Origin of the sequence: Bradyrhizobium sp. LTSPM299 (genome assembly GCF_000938235.1) — a bacterium.
Taxonomy (GTDB): Bacteria; Pseudomonadota; Alphaproteobacteria; order Rhizobiales; family Xanthobacteraceae; genus Bradyrhizobium.
Genome location: NZ_JYMU01000046.1, coordinates 62555 through 84534, shown reverse-complemented (window position 1 = coordinate 84534; position 21980 = coordinate 62555). Strand labels below are relative to the sequence as shown.

Below are 21980 nucleotides of genomic sequence, written 5' to 3'. Positions count from 1 at the left end.
TGGCGTTGTACCCGCATTGATTGTAGGGATACAAAAAGCGCTCAATCGGTGCCGGGGCCGGGATATGCAGTCACATTTGAGCTGTTTTGATACCGCGACGCGCGGTGCTTATTTCGCTCTGTTTCTGGCTGGGGTGCTGCTGCTGTTGTCCACGGTATCGATGCCGGCGCGCGCCGGCGACCTCGAGGATTGCAATGGGCCGGCGCAGGACAAGATCGAGGCGGCCTGTGCGGCCATTATCAACGACACCGCGCGATCGGCCGACGATCGCGCCAAGGCCTATGCCGGCCGCGCGCGATTTTACAACAACCACGCCAAGTTCGATTCCGCCGTGGTCGATGCCGAAGCGGCGCTGCAATTGAACCCGCAATTCGTCGCCGCGCTGCTCTCGCGCGGCTATGCGCGGCAGCGTCAAGGCAAGATCGATCAGGCCCGCGCCGATCTCGACCGCGCGATCGAGATCGAGCCGAAGAGTGCCTTTACCTACCTGGCGCGCGGCAATCTGCGCAGCGACCTGCGCGCCTGGACCGATGCGCTCTCCGACTACGACCAGGCGATTGCGCTGCGTTCCGATCTGGTCGCTGCCTATGTCGGGCGGGCTCGCGCGCGTGTCGAGACCGCGCAGATCGATGGTGCGTTGAGCGACGTCAATACGGCGCTCGCGATCAATCCGAACGCCCCGAACGCCTTCTACTGGCGCGGCCAGGCCTATCGCCGCAAGGGCGACGTCGATCACGCGATCGAGGATTTTTCGCGCGCGGTCGCGCAGGCGCCGCAGACCGAGCGCAACGCCTATTTCGCGCGCGCCCAGCTCTACAGCGCCAAGGGAGATTACGCGCGGGCCATTGCCGACTTCGACAAATTGCTGTCGTTCATTCCCGACAACAAGGAGGTCCAGCAGCAGCGCCAGCAGGCGGTGGCCATGCAGGCCGAACTGGCCAAGGCCGGCACGACGACCACGCCCGCGCCGTCACCGGCCGCACCGGTTCAGGCGGCCCCTGCCGCTCCCATAGCCCCGCCGACCGCTCCGGTCACGGCGTCGACCAACCAGCAGATCGACCAGGCCAAGCAGTTCCTTGCGCAGCACAATTATGCGAACGCCATCGTTCCCCTCAGCCAGGTGCTGGCAGGCGATCCTCGCAACGAGCCGGCGCTGCGGCTGCGCGTCGTGGCCTATACCGGGCTCGGCCGGCGCGCGGAAGCGCACAACGACATCAACGACCTACTCAAGCTCAAGCCGAACGACGCGCCGTTGATCGCTTTCCGCGCGATCAACGCGGTGGGACTTCGGCAGTTCGACGACGCGATGGCCGACGCGGCGCGCGCCATCGCGCTGGATCCAAACAATGCGATGGCTTATCTCGGCCGCGGCATGGCCAAGGCAGGCACCGGCAAGGCGCAGGATGCGCTTGCCGACTACGATCATTCGATCGCGCTCAACGCCAAGGACTCGCTGGCCTTCACCGAGCGTGGGCTCGCCTATGTCAGCCTCAACCAGACCGACAAGGCGATGCTGGATTTTGACCAGGCGCTGGCCCTCTCACCGACCAACCTGCTGGCAAAATCCTGGCGCGGACTGGCGCTGATGTTGAAGGGCCGCACCGACGAGGGGCTGGTCGACATCAACGGCGTGCTGGAACGCATCCCCACCGACCCGACGGCGCAGCTCGGCCGGGCGCTTGCGATGTTGACCTCGGCCCAGTACGACCGCGCCGTGGCGGCGTTCGGCCAGATTATCGACAAGGTGCCCGCCGATCCTTTCGCGCATGTGCTGCGGGCGCGGGCCTATCTCGGTCTGAAGAAGACCGACGACGCCATGAAGGATCTGAATTTTGTCCTGGCGAGCCGGCCGGATTATCACGATGCGTTGACGCTGCGCGGCATCGCCTGGTCGGCGCAGCGCGATTACGCCAAGTCGGTCGAGGATCTCGACCGCTCGATCGCGCAGAAGGAAACCGTGGAGAGCCTGTTCGCCCGCGCCAAGGCGCATGAGGCGCTCAACCACCCCGGCAAGGCGACCGACGATTTCCGCAAGGCGACGCTGCTTGCGCCGTCAAGTGTGTTCGACGTGCTGGCGCAGGCGGAGTCCAAGCGCAAGATCCAGGAATTGTCGAAGAAAGTGCCGTGCGGCTCCGGCCAGAGCGGTACCTGCCTCTGACGTTCACAGACGCCGCGCGCGTCTCCGTGCGGCCGTCAAAATTCAACGTCATGCCGCGCGGGCGCTGTGCCCGCCCCGCCGAACGTCACCCTCTCTGGTTTGGTGGGTCGGTCCCACTCCCGGATGACGTCCGAGAGTGCGCCGTTGGGTCTGGCGCTGACGCGCTAGACCTTCAGGTTTTCGGCTGAACTCTTGCCGCGATTTGCAACCTCGTCGTACTCAACCGTCTGGCCTTCATTGAGCGACTGAAGGCCTGCCTTCTGAACTGCTGAAATATGCACGAAAATGTCTTTGCCGCCCGATGCGGGCTGGATGAAACCATAACCCTTGGTCGGGTTGAACCACTTCACTGTACCTTTGGGCATTCCAGTCGTCTCCGCGGAATCAATCGAAATCAGACCCGCCGATCCCCGCACAAACCGGCTTGTCCGTACTGAGCAGGATAGCAGTTTGCAAAAAGCTGGGTAGATCAAACGATGGTGTGTTTTTGCCCGGAAACCCCCGGCTTTGCGGGACTCCGGTGACGATCTGCCTGTTTCGTGGTCAATTGATGCGTCGCAAAATCGGACGGTTCCGGGTCGCCCGGCCGAGGAGGACGCAGCGCGCAACGTCTTCCTTTCCAACTCAGAGCAGCAAGCAAACACTGACAACGCGGCGAGTGATCGGCTGCAACATGTCGAGCCACTCCTCGTTGCCAACGAGTCGAGTGTAGCGGCAACGTTTGCTCGCTTGAGGTGCGGACGCCCTGTGCGGCAATGGATCAACGGCGGCTCGCGTGGTGTTCGCAAGCCTGGAGCCTCGAAGCCGATTCGGTTCCGATTCGGTCATGCGCGAGCCGAGCGCGCTGCGTGGCAATCGCGCGTAGAGACGAACGGCATCATGTTCTGGATGATTTGCATGTTGGCTGCGAACGATCGCGGCAGCCCCGCGCGCGCAGATGGAGAAAAATTGCTGAAGCATTGTCGAGTGATGGAAGAAACTTTTCGCGATATGTGTCGGCGGTGCACCAGCTTTCAATTTCGTTACCAAACAATTCTGAATTTTCACGCGAACGGGTTGTTGGTTTCCGCGTTTCCAGTCAGATTGATAAAGCCGGGTAAGACAGGCGCCCCGAGGCGGGGTCCTCGTCGGGCGCGACAGCAAAGAATGCCAGCTATGAGCAGCACCATCATCGTCACAAGTGTCACTCCGATCGGTAGCGGCTCCTGCTCCTAGGGCGATGCCCACGCGTCTCGCGGAATGTCGTCGTCGTCGCGGGCCGCCTGATCCTGGCTGGCGGCAACCGGCGTTCTCTGTCGTCTCTTCAACAAAATCGCCTCGGTGGCGGCCACGTTCGTTGTTCGCGGCGTGGGCTAGAAGCACATGCAAGAAGCAAATCAAGTCTTGGCACGCCGCGCCCAACTCCTGGAACATGCGCCTTTGCCGCGCGAGCCGCGGGACATCAGGGACAGAACCCCGGTACCGCCGCGAATTTTCTCGACGCGGCCCTATCAGCCGCCCGAGCAGTTCGACGTCTGGAAGACGCGCATCAGCTCGCTGAGCGACGTCGGGCTGCCCGAAGGCGCGAGTCCCGCGGAAGGATTCGACGTCGAGGTCATGACCTGCAACATAGCCGACATCGTGCTGTCATCGGGGCACTTTGCTGCCCAGACGCTGCGGCGCGCATCACGGCCGTTCTACGGCGCGCCGATCGACCATTGGTGGCTCTTCCGGCTGAGTTCCGGCGAAGCCTGGTTCGAGACCGGCGAACGGCAGATTCATGCCCGGCCTGGCGCGATGTTCCTGATTTCGCTCGACGACGAGTTCCATGGCCACGTCACCGATTGCGAGGGCCTTTTGCTTGGTTTGCCGCGCCATGCGTTCGCGGCCGTCGCGGATCGGCTCGACAGCGTATGCAACACCATCCTCTCGGGTAATCTGGTCGGGCTGTTGGCCGACTATCTGACCAACTTGGAAGCGCGCGTCATCGGCATGAGCCGGGACGAGTTGAAGCAGGCAGGAAGGGCCACGGCGGAGATGATCGCCGCCTGCATCCAGCCGTCGGCCAAGCGGCCGGAATGGGCGCAGGGATCCATCGAGTCGGTGCTGTTCGAGCGCGCGCGCCTCTATATCGAGAATCATCTCGGCGAGTTCGACCTCACCCCTGACAGCGTGGCGCATGGCTTGCGAATCTCACGCTCGAATCTTTACCGCGCATTCGAAAGCGTCGGCGGCGTCGCGCGCTTCATCTTGCGCAAGCGCTTACAGGCGGCGCATGCGGAACTCCTTGCAAGCGGGAACCGGCAGGTGCAAGAGATCGCCTATCGCCACGGCTTCAGGCTCGCGTCCGATTTTGCGCGCGCCTTCCGCCGCGAATTCGGCATCAGCCCGCGCGAAGCGCGCGAGCGCGCGCGCCGTTGATCGCGTTGCGGTTGCACCGTGAGGCGAAAATGCGTGGCGGTGTCTCGTGCTGATCGTTCAACTTGTGAGACGCACCGCCAGCTATTTGGACGGCGTGCTGGGTGACGCTGGCGGGTTTGTGTCTATGATTCTCCATCATGACGACTCGGGGGCATTGTGATGGCGGCCGGGCGAGCGCGGGGTGGCAAGATGCGCTGGCTGAGTTCGACCCATCATTAGCCGGGACCGGGAGATGGTCGCGCGTCGCGCTATCACCTTCATCTGTCCACGTGCGAGCCTGGCAGGCTGGCGCGTTGGCTCTGTCCGTGGCGCGGCAGCCCCTGCGTTGGGCAAGATGCCACGAAGGGGGCGCACCATGGCTGTCGCACGGAACTCAACCGCACCTGTGAAGGCACAACGTCGAACCGGCTTCGTCCGGAGCTGGGTCATGTCGGGAGATGCGGACAGCCGTTCGCTGCGGCGCCGGTTGCTGGCGGTGCTGCGTCAGGCGCATCGGGCGCTCGGCGTGAAGCGCGACCGGCTCGGCCTCGGCAGGCTGGGTGTCGGTGGGGTTACCTCGGCTGCGGCAGCGACCCTCGGCGCGCTCGCGCTCGTGCTTGTCGCCACCTCTGCCGCGAGTGCCCAGAATTACAACGCCGGCAGCGGAAGCGTCGCGTCGGGCGGCGGTGCAACGGCGGTCGGTACCAATACATCTGCGACCTCCTCTGGCGGCGGGTCCCCGATTGCCATCGGGGCTGCCGCCAAGGCTGGTGCGGGGACGACCGGCGGCTCTCCGATAGCGATTGGCGTGAACGCGAATGCAAGCGGGACCGCGCCCACCGGATTCACTTTCGAAGCGACCGCGGTCGGCAACGGTGCGGTAGCAACGGGGCAATACGGAACGGCTGTTGGTACGACGGCTTCTGCAACGGGAACCGGGGCCAGCGCCTTTGGAACCGCCGCCAATGCGAGCGGAAATCAGTCCACGGCGATCGGCAACGGCGCGACCGCCAGCAACGTCTATGCAGTCGCCCAAGGTTATCTTGCGAATGCGTCGGGACAGTACTCAGTTGCGATGAGCCTGAACGCGAAGGCATCGGGCGACGGCGGGATGGCGCTGGGCAACGGCACGCTCGCGAGCGGCATCAATGCGGTCGCGCTCGGCGTTGCCGCCAATGCCACTGCGGCGGGCTCCAGCGCCTTGGGCACTTTCGCCGTAGCCTCGGGAGGGAATTCCACTGCGGTCGGTGTCAGCTCCACGGCCAACGCCAACTTTGCGTTCGCCGGAGGCTGGTCGTCCGTCGCGAGCGCCACCAACGCCACCGCGGTCGGCAAGCAGGCCGTCGCGTCGGGGATCGGCTCGCTGGCCTCTGGCAACCTGGCCAATGCGACGGCGGATTTCGCTGTCGCCTTGGGCAACCAGGCGCAGGCGTTGAGCACCGGCGGCTCGGTTGCAATCGGATCGGGGGCAATCGTCGGCACCGCGGCGACCGGCGGCATCGCGCTCGGCAACAACGCGAACTCCGCCGGCACCTATTCGGTCGCCACCGGCGTCGGCAGCACTGCCTCCGGCAGCAACTCCATCGCCCTCGGCTCCGGAAACACCACAACTGCGGGCGCCCAGGCGACGGCGACCAACGCCATCGCCGTCGGCATCAAGTCGGCGGCCAGCGCCGCCAGCGCCATCGCCATCGGCAACAACGCCATCGCCAATGCCGCCAACGCCGTCGCGATGGGCACCAATTCGGTGGCGACCGGCGGCCAGGCGGTCTCCGTCGGCACCGGCAACGTCGCCAATGGCAACGGCGCCGTCGCGATCGGCGACCCCAACACCTCTACAGGAAACGGCGCCGTCGCGAGCGGCCTGAACAACACCGCGACCGGCGATGGTTCGGTCGCGATGGGCAACACCAACATGGTGGGCGGCGGCGGCCAGGGCGTCGGCACGGCCGGCACCCCGGCGCAGGGCGCGGTCGGTCTCGGCTATCAGAACACCGTCACCGGTCAGGGCGCCGTTGGAATCGGCGATCGCAACGTCGCCAACGGCGCGAGCGCCATCGCCATGGGCAGCCAGGCCAATGCCTCGGCCGCGAATGCGATTGCGCTGGGCGCTGGTGCGACCGCCACCAACGCCGGCTCCGTCGCACTCGGCTCCGGCAGCGTGACCGCCACCGTGGTTGGCACGCCGAATGCGGTGATCAACGGCACGACCTACAGCTTCCAGGGTACGACGCCGACGTCGACGGTCAGCGTCGGCGCGCCCGGCGCCGAGCGGACAGTCACGAATGTCGCGGCAGGGCGGATCAGCGTGTCCTCGACCGACGCGATCAACGGCTCGCAGCTCTATGCGACCAACCAGGCCGTCGACGCCATCGGCACCACCGTCACCAACATCAACGACGGCGGCGGTATCAAATACTTCCATGCCAATTCGACACTGGCGGATTCGGTCGCCACCGGCATCAACTCGGTCGCGATCGGCCCGGTTTCGACCGCGACGGGCGCGAGCGCGGTCTCGATCGGCAACGGCGCCACCGCCGCCAACGCCAACGACGTGGCGCTCGGCGCCGGCAGCCAGACCACCACGGCGGTCGGCACGCCGAGCACGGTGATCAACGGCACGACCTACAGCTTCCAGGGCACGACCCCGACCTCGACGGTCAGCGTCGGCGCGCCCGGCGCCGAGCGGACCGTGACGAATGTCGCGGCGGGGCGGATCAGCGCGTCCTCGACCGATGCGATCAACGGCTCGCAGCTCTATGCGACCAACCAGGCCGTCGACGCCATCGGCACCACCGTCACCAACATCAACGACGGCGGCGGTATCAAATACTTCCATGCCAATTCGACACTGGCGGATTCGGTCGCCACCGGCATCAACTCGGTCGCGATCGGCCCGGTTTCGACCGCGACGGGCGCGAGCGCGGTCTCGATCGGCAACGGCGCCACCGCCACCGCCGCCAACGACGTGGCGCTCGGCGCCGGCAGCCAGACCACCACTGCGGTGGGCACGTCAGGCATCACCCTCAACGGCACCACCTACAGCTTCGCCGGCACCACCCCCACCTCAACGGTCAGCGTCGGCACTGTCGGCAATGAGCGCACGATCACCAATGTCGCCGCCGGGCGGGTCGACATCGGCTCGACCGATGCGATCAACGGCTCGCAGCTGTTCGCGGCGACGCAGGCGATCACCACCATTTCGGGCCAGCTCACACACTACTATGGTGTCAACGATGGCGGCACACAGCAGGCAAACTACGCCAACAACGGTGCGACCGGAACCAATTCGATGGCAGTCGGCGTCGCCGCCTCCGCGACATCAGCGGGATCGACGGCGCTGGGCTACAACACCCAGGCCACCGTCGCCGACGGCGTTGCGCTCGGATCGGGCTCGGTGTCCAACCGCGCGCTCGCGCCGGCGTCCGGCACGATCGGCGGCACCATCATTCCCTACAACACCACCGACCTCACGCTGCTCGGCGCGGTTTCAGTCGGCAATGCCACGAGCTATCGTCAGATCACTAACGTCGCAGACGGCACGGCGGCGAGCGACGCGGTCACGGTACGGCAGCTCACCGGCGCGCTGTCGTCGTTCGCGACCACGACGACGAAATATTTCCACGCCAACTCGACGCTCGCGGATTCACTGGCCGTCGGCACCAATTCGGTCGCGGTGGGACCGCAGACCGTGGTCAATGGCGATAACGGCATCGGCATGGGCTTTGGCGCGACCGTGCAGCAGACCGCGCCCGGCGGCATCGCGATCGGCCAGAATTCCCTGGTCAGTTTCGCCGATGCAGTGGCGCTTGGCACCGGCGCCCAGGCGAATGGCCTCCAGTCGCTGGCGCTCGGCGCGGGATCGACGACCTCGAATCCAACCAGTGTCGCGCTCGGCGCGAATGCGAAGGCGACCGCGCAGGCCGGCGACGTGGCGCTCGGCGCCAATTCCACCACCTCGACGGTGGTCGCGACCAAGAGCACGACCATCGCCGGTACCACCTACAACTTCGCCGGCACCGCGCCGACCTCGACGGTGAGCGTCGGCAGCGCCGGCGCGGAGCGCACCGTCACCAATGTTGCCGCGGGCCAGATCGCCGCGACCTCGACCGATGCGATCAACGGCTCGCAGCTCTGGGCCACCAACACCGCACTCGACAGCCTCTATACCACGGTCAACAACATCAGCAGCGGCAGCGGTGGCATCAAGTATTTCCATGCCAATTCGACCGCTGCGGATTCGTCCGCCGCCGGCGCGGAAAGCGTCGCGATCGGGCCGCAGTCGGTCGCGAGCGGCACCAACGCGATTTCGATGGGCAACGGGTCCGTCGCATCGGCTGACAATTCGGTCGCGATCGGCGCCGGCGCCAAGGCGACCCAGGCCAACTCGCTGGCATTGGGCACCAACTCCACCACCACGGCAAATCTCAGCGATGCCGCCTACACGCCGGTCGTGGGCCAGGCCGTCGCCGGCGTGGCCACCGGCGAAGTGTCGGTCGGCTCGTCCGGTGCCGAGCGCCGCGTCACCAACGTCGCCGCCGGCTCGGCCGCGACCGACGCGGTGAACGTGAGCCAGCTTCAGGCGCTTGCCAACAGCTCGATCCGCTATGATACGGACAGCTCCGGCAACACCACCAACAAGGTGACGTTGAACAGCGGCAACGGCGCGCCGGTGACGATCAGCAACGTGGCGGCCGGCGTCAACGGCACCGACGCGGTCAACGTCAACCAGCTCAACAGTGCGTTCCAACAGCTCAACGGCCAGATCGGCGAGGTACGGCAGGATGCGTGGCGCGCCGCGGCCATCGGCATGGCCGCCGCATCGCTGCGCTATGACGACCGGCCCGGCAAGGTAAGCGCGTCCGCCGGCGGGGGCGTCTGGCGCAGCCAGGGCGCGTTGGCCTTCGGCCTCGGCTACACCAGCGAGAACGGTCGCCTGCGCACCAACGCTGCGGCGACCACCGCCGGCAGCGACTGGGGCGTGAGCGCCGGCGTCAGCCTGACGCTCAATTGATTCGGATTTCGACGAGGCGGCTGGCATGTCTGGCTTTGACGATTTGGGCCTGCGGGACAGCAAGCGCTGTCGCACAAGTCGCGTCGTTGGCCTCCTATGCCGTGAAGCCGTCCGATGTCGCGATCCCGGAAGGCGAAACGCTCGGCGACTACAGGCGGATGATCCAGCCGTTCAGGAACTGGACGCTGATCTGCGACGAAAGCCTGAAGTCGAAGCGCCGCGTCTGCAACATCACCCAGACCATCGTCGGCGCTCAGGGCGCCGTGGCCTTCAACTGGTCGCTGGTCGCGACCGCCGAAGGCAAACCGCTGATGGTGATGCGCGTTCCCGCAGCCGTCGGCACCGGACAGCCGATCGAGCTTGCGATGGGCGAGAAGCCGGATCGCATCGTCGCGCCGACCGATCGTTGCGATGCCGGCTTCTGCGTCGCGACGATTGCGATCGGCGACATGCTGCGGCGGCACATTCGCGCAGGCACACCCTGCCGGGTCAGCTATCCGCTGCCGCAGGCGCAGCCGGTCGTGCTGGAGGCGCCGCTGGAGGGACTGTATCTCGCGCTGTCGAAGCTGAAATGACGGGGTGCGGGTGGTGGATATTCGTTTCGCGGGCCAGACCATGACTTTGAGGAAGAGGACGAGCCGCCGATGCAACTGAACCGCACTTTTGTTCTGATCGTCGCCTCGGTGATTGCAGCCCTTGTCGTGGCGACCTTCGGTGCCGCCGTCGTCGGCTACGCCCAGCAGACCGCGCAGCCGCCGACGCAGCTGCAGCCGCCACCCGGTGCGCCGCCGGCGCCGGTGCCGGCCAGGAAGCCCGCTGCGGCCACAAAGCCGAAACCACGTCCGCAGGACGCACAGGCACAATCGGGCCCCGCGGCGGCCGCGCAGGTGCAGCCGACCGGGCAGCAGCCGCCGACGGTGTTCGACGAGCACGCCAGGCAAGGCAACATCGTAACCTGTGCCAATGTCTTCGAGACCCTTGGCCGCGGTCTCGCGGCGAACTCGAACTACACGGCCCAGTCACAGTGGGACGCCAAGGCCGGCAACTCTCATTCGGTGCAGTCGCTGGTCGCGCTCGGTCCCGGCCAGAATGCCCAGAACAACACGGCTCAGCGCGCCGCCGGCATCGTATTTGCGGCGCCGGTCGGATCGTCCTGCGAGGGCAATCTGGTGCGGGTGACGCCGAGCGCGGAGAGTTGCCCGGCGGTTGCCGCCGAGCTCGCCAAGCTCAACGGCCAGAACGGCGCGCTGGGCGATCTCGCAACCTTGGCCCTGCCGAACGGCGCGCAGGTGGTGCTGATTCCGTTCGGCAATGCCTGCGTTGCGGTCACCGCGCTGCGGATCGCGGGGTAAGGCCGGTGTCGTCGAACGGCTGAGATCGCCATGCTTCCGCCCGAAGCCTTGCAGTCCATGAACGTGCTCTGGGCGACGCCATGCTACGTCTCGGCGGTGTCGATGAACTATGTGACCAGCATGTTCGAGCTCACCCACGAGGCTATCAGTCTCGGCCTGCGGTCGAGCCTGCACATGCGTGCCGAGAGCCTCGTCACCCGGGGTCGCAACGAGATTGTCAAATTCTTCCTGATGAACGAGCAATACACCCATCTGTTCTGGATCGACTCCGATCTCGCGTTCAGTCCGGCCGCCGCGTTCCGGCTCCTGCTGTCCGATCACGACGTCGCCGCCGGCGTCTATCCCATCAAGCGTTTCAACTGGCCGCAGCAGGGCGTGCCCGCAGGGACCACGATGGCAGCGTTCGAGACGCTCTACACCGATTACCCAATCAATCTTGTCGGCCATGGCGCGCAGCCCATCGCGAGCTTCGTCACCGCGGACGAGTTCGTCGAGGTAGCCGAGGCGCCAACCGGCTTCATGGCGATCAAGCGTCACGTCTTTACCCGGCTGATGGCGCATTATCCGCGGCTGAACTACGTGCCCGACGGGCCTTCAGGCAATCCGGAAGCGCCGTTCTACTGGCTGTTCTTCGACTGCATGGTCGATCCGGACACCAAACGCTATTTGTCGGAAGACTTCGCCTTCTGCCGCCGCTGGCGCGACATCGGCGGCAAGGTCTACGCCGATCTCCGCTCCGATCTCGGTCATCTCGGCCAGCACATGTTTCGCGGCAACCTCGCGGAGAGCGTCAGGGTACGCAACGGGGGGTGAAGCGTTTTCGAGCGAAGTGGATGCCCGCGAACCTCAATAGGTCGCGGCGAGATACTCGACGATCTTGCCGATGTCGGCGTCGTCGATCGGCGCGCCATAGACCTTGATCATCTTGGTCACCTCGGCCTGCCAGAAATCCTTCTTGAATTTCTCGCCCTGCGGCTGGTTCTTGATGTAGTCGGCCGAGTGGCAGGCGGTGCAATTGTTCTGCACGACCTCGAGGTTGGGACCGGACTTGAACGCTGCGGTCTCCTCGGGGAGCGCGTAGTTGACGGGCGTGGCGGTTGCCGCGGCGATCGAAAGCGTTGATATCGCGGCGAGTGCGGGGAGCAGCTTGCGCTTCATGATGCTTCTCCTCACGCCGCAGTGACGTGCAGGGTTTCGACGACGTTGCGCAAATAGCCGGCCGGATTCCACAGCGAATCCATCGGCTGGGTGTCGCCGGCATTGTTGGTGGCGCGCACCTTCAATTCGGAGGAGCCTGCGGCGAGCTCTATCCTGAGCTTCCATTCGCGGAACGAATATTTGCCGAGATCCCTGCCGAGCTTCGCCGGTGTCCAGGTCTTGCCGCCGTCGGTCGAAACGGCGACCTCCTTGATGCCCTTGCCGCCGTCGAAGGCGATGCCCCGCAGCGTCATGCGGCCGGCCTTGAGCTTGGCGCCGTCGGTGACGCTGGTGATGAACGAGCGCACCGTGAAGCGGTTGATCGGGATCGTTGCCTTCGGCGCGGTGCCGGGCTCGACCGCGTTGTTGGGCGTATCCGGAATCCGGTAGGCGGATTTCATCCAGAAGCCGTCGAACACATTGTCGATGATGGTGATCTCGTTGAGGTGCTTGACCCAATAGGTGCCGTAATAGCCGGGCACGATGAGGCGGAGCGGGAAGCCGTTGCGGAACAGCAGATCCTCGCCGTTCATGCCATAGGCCAGCATCACCTCGCCATCGCGCGCGTGGTCGATGTCGAGCGCCTTGACGAAATCGGGCGTCTTGTCCATCACCGGACCGTCCATGCCGTTGAAGGTGACCTGCCTGGCGCCGGCTTGGACGCCGGCCAGATCGAGCACGGTCTTCAGCGGCACGCCGTGCCAGCGCGCATTGCCCATCGCGCCGTTGCCGAGCTGGCCGCCGGCGACCCGCGGGGTAAAGAAGCCGCGGCTGTTGCCGGAGCATTGGTTGACGGCGACGATCTCGGTCGCCTTCATCTTCCTGATGTCCTTCAGCGACAGTTTGAGCGGCTTGTCGACCTTGCCCTTGATCTCGAGCGTGAAGGTATCAGGATCGAGACCGTAGGGGATGTCGGCAAGATGGTAACGGACGAAGAACGCGTTGTTCGGCGTGATCGGGCCGTCGTTGAAGATCGCAAGCGGCGTTTCCAGTTGTGGCGGCCGGCCGGTGAGGCCGATCATCGGGCGCTTCTGCGGATAGCGCACCAGCGGCCGTTCGCCATTGCCAAACGGTAGCGTCACGGTGTCGAGCGCGAGCGCGCCCCTCGACCCCAGCCCTGTCACCAAAGCGGCCATGCCGGCGCGCTTCATCAGATCTCGTCGATCGAGCATTCCGCTTCCTGCGAAGCTTGTCTGTCGTGAGCTGGTCATCACCAGACTCAAGTCTTCCGCGCACCCGGTTCACGAAGGCGCGCAGCAAATGTCGCACCGGAGAGATGCAAGTCAATCGATGCTTTCGCAGTGTGCTCAGTCATCGCGTTGCAACAACGAAAAGCCCCGGCCGCGTTGGCGACCGGGACGTTTCGATCGAGCCGGAGGGGTCGATCAGTACGCGCAGACATTCACGGTGCGATAGCGATAGCCATAGGGCGTCATCACCAGGCGGGTGGCGTAGCAGCCGGTATCGACAAAGCCGACGCCGACGCCGAAGCCCGGGCCCCAGTGATGATGCCAACCGCCACCGCCCCAGCCGAACGGCTTGGCGGAGGCAGCGGTCGGTGCAAGTGCGACGGCGGCGAGGGTGGCGGCAGTGGCGAGAGCAAGAGTGACTTTGCGGAACATGGTGGTCTCCTTCAAATGCGCGTTGAGCTCTGTCGCGGCGCGGGTTGCAGTGTTACCCATCGTCCGTCAGTCGCCCGCTCGCGAGCGCGGGTTCGAGCTCAGTTGCTGAACGCCCGTTCAGGTGTGCGGCAGATCACAGTTGGTGGCAGCGGCGCCGAACCTGTCAGGCCGCCGCGGCACGCTCATCGCTCACGAGCGTCGACAAGACGCGCGTCTGCTTCACCACGCGCACGGTCATTGGTTCGTCGCGGCCGCGGATTGCGACCTCCTGCGCAGGCAATGCGTCGTCGGCAAGTCCCGCGGTGACGCGCACTTCGTCCGAGACCACGGCTTCGCAGGCCAGGCTCTTGGTCATGTCCTGCAGCCGTGCCGCGACGTTGACGGCATCGCCGAGCGCGGTGAACACCATGTGGTCGCGGTAGCCGATGTCGCCAACGATCACCTCGCCGCCATGGATGCCGATGCCGAAGCGGATAGGCTCGCGCAAATCGTGGCTGAGGAACTGGTTCAGCTCGTCGACATGGGCTGCGATCAGCGCCGCCGCGCGCAGCGCCTGGCGGCAGGCCCGCTGTCGGCCCGTAGCTAGGCCGAACAGCGCCAGCATGCCGTCGCCGATGAACTGGTTCGGCCGTCCGCCGGATTCCAGCACCGCCTGTGACACCGCGCCGAGGAAACGGTTGACGATGAACACGGTATCGAACGGCAGCCGTTTCTCGGCGAGTTGCGTCGAGCCGCGCATGTCGACGAACATGCTGACGAGATAGCGCTCCTGGCCGATCCGTGTCGGGTTTCCGGCATGCCCATCCGCCGACATCGTGTGCGGCAGGAAAAGCTGGAAGAAGGAGAGGTCGGAATTCGGCCGCAGCTGGCAGGCCAGCCGGATCGATGGATCGTCGCTGCCGACCCGGTGCAGCACGAAGGCCTCGCGCGGCGAGGGTTCGGGCAGCGAGGCGGCGTCACCGATGATGCGGATGCGGCAGGTGGAGCAGCGCGCGCGGCCGCCGCAAACGCTGGCATGCGGCACGTTGTTGCGCAGGCTCGCCTCCAGCACGCTCAATCCCTTCGGCACCCGGACGGTGCGTCCGTTGCCGTAGGACAGCGCGATCATGCCGCCGCGGCGCTCGAGCAAGGCGCGCGCGCCGCGCGCGATAACGACGAAGCCGAGCAGGCCGAGATAGCCGAACGTGAGACCGCCGGTGATGCGCTCGAGCATGTTGCCTTGGGCCGCCGTGCCGAGCTTCTCGACCGACAGCTCCTGCTTGCGCCAATCGGGATCGTCATAGTCGGAGATCATGGCGCGGCCGCCCTGGTAGATGCCAAGCATCGCCAGCGTCGGGATCAGCACCGCGGCAGCGAGCAGCCATGGCGCGGCACGCGTGAAGAACGGACGCAGCCGCAGCCAGAAGTACAGCCCGATGCAGCCGTGCACCCAGGCGATTACCATCACCGCGAGCGTCTGCCACAGCCGGTTCGGTGACGCGATGAAGAAATTGTAGAACTCCTGCGGGTAGAGCTTTTGATGCCCGTAAAGCGAATAGCCGAGCCGCACTCCGACGATGTGGAAGATGATCAGCATCGGGATGCTCAGGCCGAGCACGAGCTGCAGCGGCTCGATCGCCTTCCAGCGGAATTCGCGGCGCTGGTACAACGCATAGATGCCGAGCGCGGTGTGCACCAGGCAGGCGCCGTAGAACAGGATCGTGACTGGCAGGAAGCGCCAGAACATCGTGTGATAGTGGACACCGGTCGCCAGCGCCTCGGTCGAGATGTTGCCCAACGCATGGTTGAGGAAGTGGCTGATGAGATAGGCGAATATGATCGTGCCCGAGACCAGGCGCACCTGCCGCAGGCCGACGCCGCGGACCATCTCCTGCAAATGCTCGCGCGAGGGGGAGGCCATATGATTCATGATCGGCAATCTAGTGTTTAATTCCCGCGGTGAACACCACCACCGGGTCGTGCCGGGGTGATAGCGGGTGCCGGCACACGTTGACACCCCCTCAAGAGTCGAACAGAAAGCGCCCCGTGACGATAGCCCCAGCCGATAACATCAACGTCAAGCCGGCCCGTTCGCGCGGGCCCAATTGGGCTGGCGTGGCGGCTGTGATCGCGGCGATGACCGCGATGCGGCTGGTCTATGCCTCCGTGCTCGATCTGCGCACCGACGAGGCCTATTACTGGACCTGGTCGAAGGAGAGCGTGCTGTCTTTCCTCGACCATCCGCCCATGATCGCCTGGTTCATCCGCTTCGGCACCGCGATCTTCGGCGACACCAATCTCGGGGTCCGCTTCAGCGGCATCGTGGGGATGCTGGTCACCCAGCTGCTGCTCGCCGACATCGTCCGCCGCGTCACACGCAATAATGTCCGCGCCGTCATCCTGGCGCTGCTGCTGCCGGAAGCCGCGCTCTATTACGGGCTGTTGATGGCCAAGGTCGCCCCCGACACCGCGCTGATCCCGTTCGCGGTGGCGATGCTGTGGTCGCTGGTGCTGACAGCGCAAAGCAATGACGGGCGCTGGTGGCTCGCCGCCGGCCTGTTTGCCGGGCTGTCGTTGCTGTCGAAATTCACCGGGATCATGCTGGCGCCGGCGGTGCTGGCCTTTGCGCTGGTGCCGGACTGGCGGTGGCGCTGGCTGCGCAGCCCGTATCCTTATTTTGCCGCCCTGATCGCGATCGTGGTGTTCTCGCCGGTCTTGATTTGGAACGCGCAGCATGACTGGGCCTCGTTCCGCTTCCAGTCGGTGCGCGCCATCGCCGATCACGGCCTCTTGCTGCGCACCGTCGGCGAGTTCATCGGCATCCAGTTCGGCCTGGTCGGCTTCGTGCTGCTGCCGGTGACGCTGTTCGGCACGGCGCTAATGGCGTGGCGCGGCTATCGCGGTCGCGAGCCGGTTGCGATCCTGCTGTCGACCGCGGTCATCGTGCCATTCGCCTACTTTCTCTGGAAGTCGCTGACGCTGCGGGTCGGCGACACCTGGCCGATGTTCCTGTGGCCGGCGGGCCTCGCGGCAGTTGCGATCAATGTCACGCGGATGCCGTTCGAGGGCTGGTCGGTGCGGCTGGTCAAATCCACCGTGTTCTGGGCGCGGACCGCGGTGACGTCAGGCATCGTGTTCGTCGTCTGCGTGTTCCTCTATTCCACGATGTCACCGTGGAATCTGATCGGCCGCACCGATCCTGTTGGCACCGAGGCCGGCTATGATGTGGTTGCGGCGCGCGTGGAAGCACAATTGCAGGCCACCGGCGCGACCTGGGTCGCGACCACGGATTATCGCACCTATTCGATGCTGCGCTGGTTCCTGAGGGGCCGCGTGCCTGTCATCGAGATCAACGAGCGCGGCCGCTTCCAGGGCTTTGCCGATCCCGGCATGAGCCAGATCAAGGATCATGCCGGTCTCTATGTCGGGCGCGAGCCCGAGAACAATCTGCCGCTGTGGAATGAAACGACAGCCGTGCGGCAGCCGCTCGAACGCGTCGAGCGCAGCTGGCGTGGCATGGTGATGGATATCTATTCGCTGGAGAAGCTGACCGGCTGGACCCCGAACCTGGTGCCGCCGCCGGACACGCCATTCTTCCGCTGGCGCGTGCTGGCGATGCTGCTTCCTTCTCCCCCTTGTGGCAATGCCATCAGGCTCAGACAAGACCGGACCCGTGGCGTCCGATGTCGTCAGGGTAACAATTGCTCTGGATCGATCGGCTAGGCCGCGACGCCCTTAGGTACGACCGAGACGATCCAGCGCATCGGAATGCTGGACCTGTCTTCCTTGACTGAACGAACCATCCCCATGACAGGCAACCCATTCAACGTCAAACGCGCCTTTTCGCCCCGGTATTGGGCGTAGCGACAACGGCGGGCCTCTATTGGATCAGTAATTTCGATAATCTGCATAAATCACCAATGGTCGCGGTACGCGAAACCGTTCCGCGATGATCAGCAGGATATAGACGAAACGTTAATGATAATTCCGGCTCCGCTCGGCCACCGAGATCTATTCGTCGTCCTCGCGCTTGCGCAAGAGATCCTTCGCGAGGTCGGCGAGCGCGGGGCGCGGCAGCGCGTTGAACGGCAGCGGGCGGGTGACGTCGATGGCGGCGAGGCCGAGCCTTGCGGTCAGCAAGCCGTTGAGAATGCCTTCGCCGAGCCGCTGCGAGAGTTTGGCGGCAATGCCGTGGCCGAGCATCTGCTGGATCAGGCTGTCGCTCGCCGCCATACCGCCGGTGATCGCCAGATGCGCGATCACGTGCCGCATCAGGCTGACCATGCCGAGCGCGCCGGGCCTTCCGCCATAGAGCCGCGCCAATTGCCGGATCATCCGCAACGAGGCCACGAACACGAACAGCACGTCGATCATCGCGCGCGGGCTCACCGCAGTGACGACGGAGACGCGCTGCGCCGCCGCCGACACCAGCCGCCGCGCTTCCTCATCCAGCGGCGCCATCAATTCGCGCTCGGCGAGGCGGATCATGTCGGCGCCATCGATGATATCATCAGTGTGGCTCTGCAGCGCGCTGCGGGCGCGGGCGAGCCGCGGGGTCTGGTGCGCGAGCTTCATGAGTTCGGCCACGATCACCCGGCTCGCCGTGCGGTCGTCGCTGACAAGCACCTCGGCCGCACGCAGATGCAGCTTCTCGATGGTCGCAAGCCGCGCCAGGCCGACCGCTTCGCGCGTGATCACGACCAGCAGCGCCACCGCCGCGATCACGGCGAACGCCAGCCCGAGGACGCCGAGCCCTTCGTTGCGCGCGAACAGATCCTCGATCAAATTGATGACGCCGAGCCCGGTGCCGAGCAGCACGAGGCCTGCGACCGAGCTCCAGAACAGCGCGCCCCAGCGGAAGCCGCGGCGCACGGGCACCAGCGGCACATCGACTGGCACGGGCAGTTGTGCGGGTTCCGCCTCGGGCACGATCTGCACCGTGCCGCGGGCGAGGCGGCCAGTGTCCTCGGTATCCATCACGACCACGCCGGGATCGTCGAGCTTGAACGTCGCCGGCCGCCGCGGGGGCGTCTTCTCGTTCATTGCAGCTTGTCTCCGATCAGGAACTGGAGGGCGCGGTCAAGGCGGATGTGAGGCAGCACAGGCTCCGTATCGCCATTTCGCTCCAGCTGCGGCGGACGGAAGCGCAGGAAGCGGTAATCGGCCGCCTCGGCGCCGGCGCTGGAGAGGCCGCGGAATTCTCCCCTGAACAGTTCCTCGGGATTGTCGGGCAAATCGCCCGGAAAGGTCGCGACCTCCGTCTCGCCGTCCAGCGTCTCGCCATTGGCGATCTCGCCCGGCGTCGGCGTACCCAGGATCGACGGCAGCCTGTCGCGGCCGCGTTGAACCTGCGCCTCGCGGGTGGCGCGCACGGCGGCGAGTGCGACCACGTCGATTGCGGCACCGGCATATTCGGCGCGCTTGGCGGCGTTGGCCACGATCCGCCGCAGCACCGCTTCCAGCCGGTCGTGGCTTTGATGATGCAGATGATCGGCCTTGGTCGCTGCGAACAGGATGCGGTCGATGCGCGGCCGGAACAGCGCGTTGAGGATCGTGCTGCGGCCGATCCGGAAGCAGTCGAGGATGCCGGCGAGCGCGGCCTCGAGATCATGCAGCGCCTCCGGTCCCGCGTTGAACGCGGCGAGCGCGTCCGCCAGCACGATCTGGCGATCCAGCCGCGCGAAATGATCGCGGAAGAACGGGCGAACCACGACGTCCTTGTAGGCTTCGTAGCGCCGCCGCATCATCGCCCACAGCGAGCCATCCGGTGCGCTGCCGTCCATGGGCACATCAAGCGGCGCAAAGGTCAGCGCCGGCGTATCGGCGAGATTGCCCGGCATCAGAAAGCGGCCGGGCGGCAGCAGGCTCATCGCAAAGCGGTCGTCGCGGCAGGCGCGTAAGTAGTCGGTGAACAGCCTTGCCTCGGTCAGCGCGGCCTGCTCGTTCTCGCGCCCCTCCGGCTGCAACGTCTTGAGATAGTCGTGCCAGGGCGCGGCGAGTTTGGCGCGCAGTGGCTCGCGCGATAGCGCAAGGCTCTCGGCCGACCATTGCTCATAACTCTTGTTCAGCAGCGGCAGGTCGAGCAGCCACTCGCCGGGATAGTCGACGATGTCGAGCGTGAGCGTGCGGTCCGCGCCATTTTGCCGCTGGTAGTTGATCACGAGCCGGAGCTCGGAGATGTCGGTGGTCGAATTCGGCCAGCGCCGCTCCTCGATCAGGGTGCGGACATGGTTCTCATAGGCGAAACGCGGCACCGCATCGTCGGGCTGCGGCTCCAGGCGGGCGCGGGCGATCCGCCCCGAGGCATAGGCTTCGAACACCGGGAAGCGGCCGCCCCGCGTCAGCCCGTGGATGAGTGCGGTGATGAACACGGTCTTGCCGGCGCGCGACAGGCCAGTGACGCCGAGCCGGACCGTCGGGTTGAAAAAGCCCTCGCCATAGTCGAGCAGCGCGCGTGCCGAGAGACGCGCTTCCTCGACGATATCCAGAAAGCTGGGGGCCATGGCGCGTTGAGGGAAAACCGGCGGGAGGGGCCAAAAAATGGGCAGGCGATCACCCGCAAGGTGGCGATTATCGCGCCAAAATCAAGCTTCACACTTCCGGCGCCTTTGCAGGCGAGAGGATTGAACTCACCGCCGCACCTGCGATACCCATGTTCTATCGGCACTGAGGAAAGCCCCCGGTATGACGGTCTTTCGCCTGAAGCAATTCGCCTCGACCTCGATCCATGCGGCCGGCGCCGTGCTCTGGAACTACGACCGCGCCGAAGTGATCGCCGACGGAGTCGTGCACATTGTCGGCGTCTGTTTCGGGCTGATTGCGGCCACCGCGCTGATCGTGCTGACCGCGGTCTATGCCAGCCCGCTCGACGTTGCCGTGGTGTCGGTTTATGTCGCGGGCCTGCTCGCCATGCTGGTGCTGTCGGCGACCTATAATCTCTGGCCGGTGTCGCGCGCCAAATGGGTGCTGCGCCGCTTCGACCACTCGGCGATCTATCTGTTGATTGCGGCGACCTATACGCCCCTGATCATGGAAGTGAAGGACAGCTATTTCGCCATCGCGCTGCTCGCAGGCGTCTGGTGCGTGGCGATCGTCGGCATCTGGCTGAAGCTGGTCTATCCCGGCCGGTTCGACCGGCTGTCGGTCGGGCTTTATCTGGCGATGGGCTGGAGCGGCATCATGCTCTATGACGCGGTGGTCAAGGTGCTGCCGGCCATGGCGCTCGGCTTCGTGCTCGCCGGCGGCATGCTCTACAGCCTCGGTGTAATCTTCCATGCGTGGCGACGGCTGCGCTTCCAGAACGCGATCTGGCACAGCTTTGTCCTGCTTGGCGCCGCCTGCCACTACATGGCCGTGTTCGACGTCGTGCTGGCGAGCTGAACCTCTCGCCAACGGCGACGGATGAGCTATCATCTTCCCGATAGCATCAGAATATCGGGAGGATGGCCATGCAGGTGGCAGATAAAGTCGTGGTGGTCACCGGCGGTGGCAATGGCATCGGCAAGGCCTTGTGCGAGGCGTTCCATGCCGCCGGCGCGTCCAGGGTCGTGGTCGTCGACCTCGATCATGCTGCGGCCGAGAAAGTTGCGGCGTCGGTCGGCGGCGCGGCGTTCAAATGCGATGTCGGGCAGGAAAAGAACATCCTGCATGTGATCGACGAGACCGAGCGCATGTTCGGCCCGATCGCGCTGTTCTGCTCCAATGCCGGCATCGGCGGCGGCTTCGATCCGCTGTCGGTGAATGCCGGCGGCTCTTCGGACGAGCCGTGGTCGCGGAGCTGGGCGATCCACGTGATGGCGCATGTCTATGCGGCGCGACATCTGGTGCCGCGCATGAAGGTGCGCGGCGGCGGCTATTTCCTCAACACGATTTCGGCGGCGGGCCTGTTGTCGCAGGTCGGCAGCCCGGCCTACTCGACGACCAAGCATGCGGCGGTCGGTTTTGCTGAAAACCTCGCGATCTCGCACCGCGCCGACAACATCAAGGTCTCGATCCTCTGCCCGCAGGGCGTCGACACCAACATGCTGCGCGGAATTCCCAAGGGCCCGCAATCCGGCGACGGCGATCTGTCGCCGGAGCAGGTCGCACAGGACGTGCTGAAGGGTCTCGACGAGGAGACGTTCCTGATCCTGCCGCACCCGCAAGTGCTCGGCTACATGCGCAAGAAGACCGAGAATTACGACCGCTGGATCGGCGGCATGGCCAAGATCCAGGCCAAGATGCGCGAGACGTACGGGAAGTGACCGCAGGTCATTCCGGGGCGATGCAAAGCATCGAAC

General features: G+C 65.4%; 16 protein-coding genes. 9 read left to right on the top strand and 7 right to left on the bottom strand.

Annotated features, from left to right (window positions below):
* The first annotated feature begins 64 nt into the window (after nt 1–64).
* The gene (locus UP10_RS22450; protein WP_044589439.1) at nt 65–2158 is read left to right on the top strand and encodes a tetratricopeptide repeat protein; all 2094 of its coding nucleotides are present in this window, start codon (nt 65–67) and stop codon (nt 2156–2158) included.
* Nucleotides 2159–2322: 164 nt separating this feature from the next.
* Here the strand turns inward: UP10_RS22450 and UP10_RS22445 are convergent, their stop codons facing one another.
* A complete protein-coding gene (locus UP10_RS22445) occupies nt 2323–2523 on the bottom strand; it encodes a cold-shock protein (RefSeq protein ID WP_044539099.1) in 201 nt (66 codons plus the stop codon).
* 997 nt (nt 2524–3520) lie between these two features.
* Between UP10_RS22445 and UP10_RS22440 the strand changes: the two genes are divergently transcribed.
* The 5 genes from UP10_RS22440 to UP10_RS22420 all read left to right on the top strand — a co-directional run bounded on the left by UP10_RS22440 (nt 3521) and on the right by UP10_RS22420 (nt 11716).
* Nucleotides 3521–4558 (top strand): helix-turn-helix domain-containing protein, encoded by a 1038-nt coding sequence (locus tag UP10_RS22440; RefSeq protein ID WP_044589438.1) that lies wholly within the window; start codon nt 3521–3523, stop codon nt 4556–4558.
* Between the two features lie 427 nt (nt 4559–4985).
* Complete coding sequence (locus UP10_RS22435) at nt 4986–9551, top strand: beta strand repeat-containing protein (RefSeq protein WP_050043778.1); 4566 nt, start codon at nt 4986–4988, stop codon at nt 9549–9551.
* A gap of 86 nt (nt 9552–9637) precedes the next feature.
* The gene (locus UP10_RS22430; protein WP_050043777.1) at nt 9638–10126 is read left to right on the top strand and encodes an invasion associated locus B family protein; all 489 of its coding nucleotides are present in this window, start codon (nt 9638–9640) and stop codon (nt 10124–10126) included.
* 69 nt (nt 10127–10195) lie between these two features.
* Nucleotides 10196–10903 (top strand): hypothetical protein, encoded by a 708-nt coding sequence (locus UP10_RS42160; RefSeq protein ID WP_050043776.1) that lies wholly within the window; start codon nt 10196–10198, stop codon nt 10901–10903.
* 30 nt (nt 10904–10933) lie between these two features.
* Nucleotides 10934–11716 carry a hypothetical protein gene (locus tag UP10_RS22420; protein ID WP_044589435.1) on the top strand — a complete coding sequence of 261 codons (783 nt, stop codon included), beginning with the start codon at nt 10934–10936 and terminating at the stop codon, nt 11714–11716.
* A gap of 33 nt (nt 11717–11749) precedes the next feature.
* On the opposite strand, the gene sorB is transcribed toward UP10_RS22420, so the two are convergent.
* The 4 genes from sorB to UP10_RS22400 form a co-directional block, all read right to left on the bottom strand.
* On the bottom strand, nt 11750–12061 hold the full coding sequence (sorB, locus tag UP10_RS22415; protein ID WP_044589434.1) for a SorB family sulfite dehydrogenase c-type cytochrome subunit: 312 nt from the start codon (nt 12059–12061) through the stop codon (nt 11750–11752).
* 11 nt (nt 12062–12072) lie between these two features.
* Complete coding sequence (gene sorA / locus UP10_RS22410) at nt 12073–13272, bottom strand: SorA family sulfite dehydrogenase catalytic subunit (protein ID WP_044589433.1); 1200 nt, start codon at nt 13270–13272, stop codon at nt 12073–12075.
* A gap of 213 nt (nt 13273–13485) precedes the next feature.
* The gene (locus UP10_RS22405) at nt 13486–13782 is read right to left on the bottom strand and encodes a hypothetical protein (protein ID WP_502692237.1); all 297 of its coding nucleotides are present in this window, start codon (nt 13780–13782) and stop codon (nt 13486–13488) included.
* A 103-nt stretch (nt 13783–13885) separates the two neighbouring features.
* A complete protein-coding gene (locus tag UP10_RS22400) occupies nt 13886–15631 on the bottom strand; it encodes an adenylate/guanylate cyclase domain-containing protein (RefSeq protein ID WP_502692236.1) in 1746 nt (581 codons plus the stop codon).
* A gap of 206 nt (nt 15632–15837) precedes the next feature.
* On the opposite strand from UP10_RS22400, the gene UP10_RS22395 reads away from it, so the two are divergent.
* A complete protein-coding gene (locus tag UP10_RS22395; protein WP_082077220.1) occupies nt 15838–17424 on the top strand; it encodes a glycosyltransferase family 39 protein in 1587 nt (528 codons plus the stop codon).
* A 288-nt stretch (nt 17425–17712) separates the two neighbouring features.
* On the opposite strand, the gene UP10_RS22385 is transcribed toward UP10_RS22395, so the two are convergent.
* Together UP10_RS22385 and UP10_RS22380 are read right to left on the bottom strand one after the other, a co-directional pair.
* Nucleotides 17713–18744, bottom strand: coding sequence for a YcjF family protein (locus UP10_RS22385; protein WP_044589430.1), 1032 nt, complete (start codon nt 18742–18744; stop codon nt 17713–17715).
* On the bottom strand, nt 18741–20204 hold the full coding sequence (locus tag UP10_RS22380) for a YcjX family GTP-binding protein (RefSeq protein ID WP_044589429.1): 1464 nt from the start codon (nt 20202–20204) through the stop codon (nt 18741–18743). Before UP10_RS22380 ends, UP10_RS22385 begins: the two co-directional genes overlap by 4 nt.
* Nucleotides 20205–20385: 181 nt before the next feature.
* Between UP10_RS22380 and trhA the strand changes: the two genes are divergently transcribed.
* The gene (trhA, locus tag UP10_RS22375) at nt 20386–21081 is read left to right on the top strand and encodes a PAQR family membrane homeostasis protein TrhA (RefSeq protein WP_044589428.1); all 696 of its coding nucleotides are present in this window, start codon (nt 20386–20388) and stop codon (nt 21079–21081) included.
* A gap of 68 nt (nt 21082–21149) precedes the next feature.
* Nucleotides 21150–21944 carry an SDR family oxidoreductase gene (locus UP10_RS22370; protein WP_044589478.1) on the top strand — a complete coding sequence of 265 codons (795 nt, stop codon included), beginning with the start codon at nt 21150–21152 and terminating at the stop codon, nt 21942–21944.
* Nucleotides 21945–21980 lie beyond the last annotated feature (36 nt).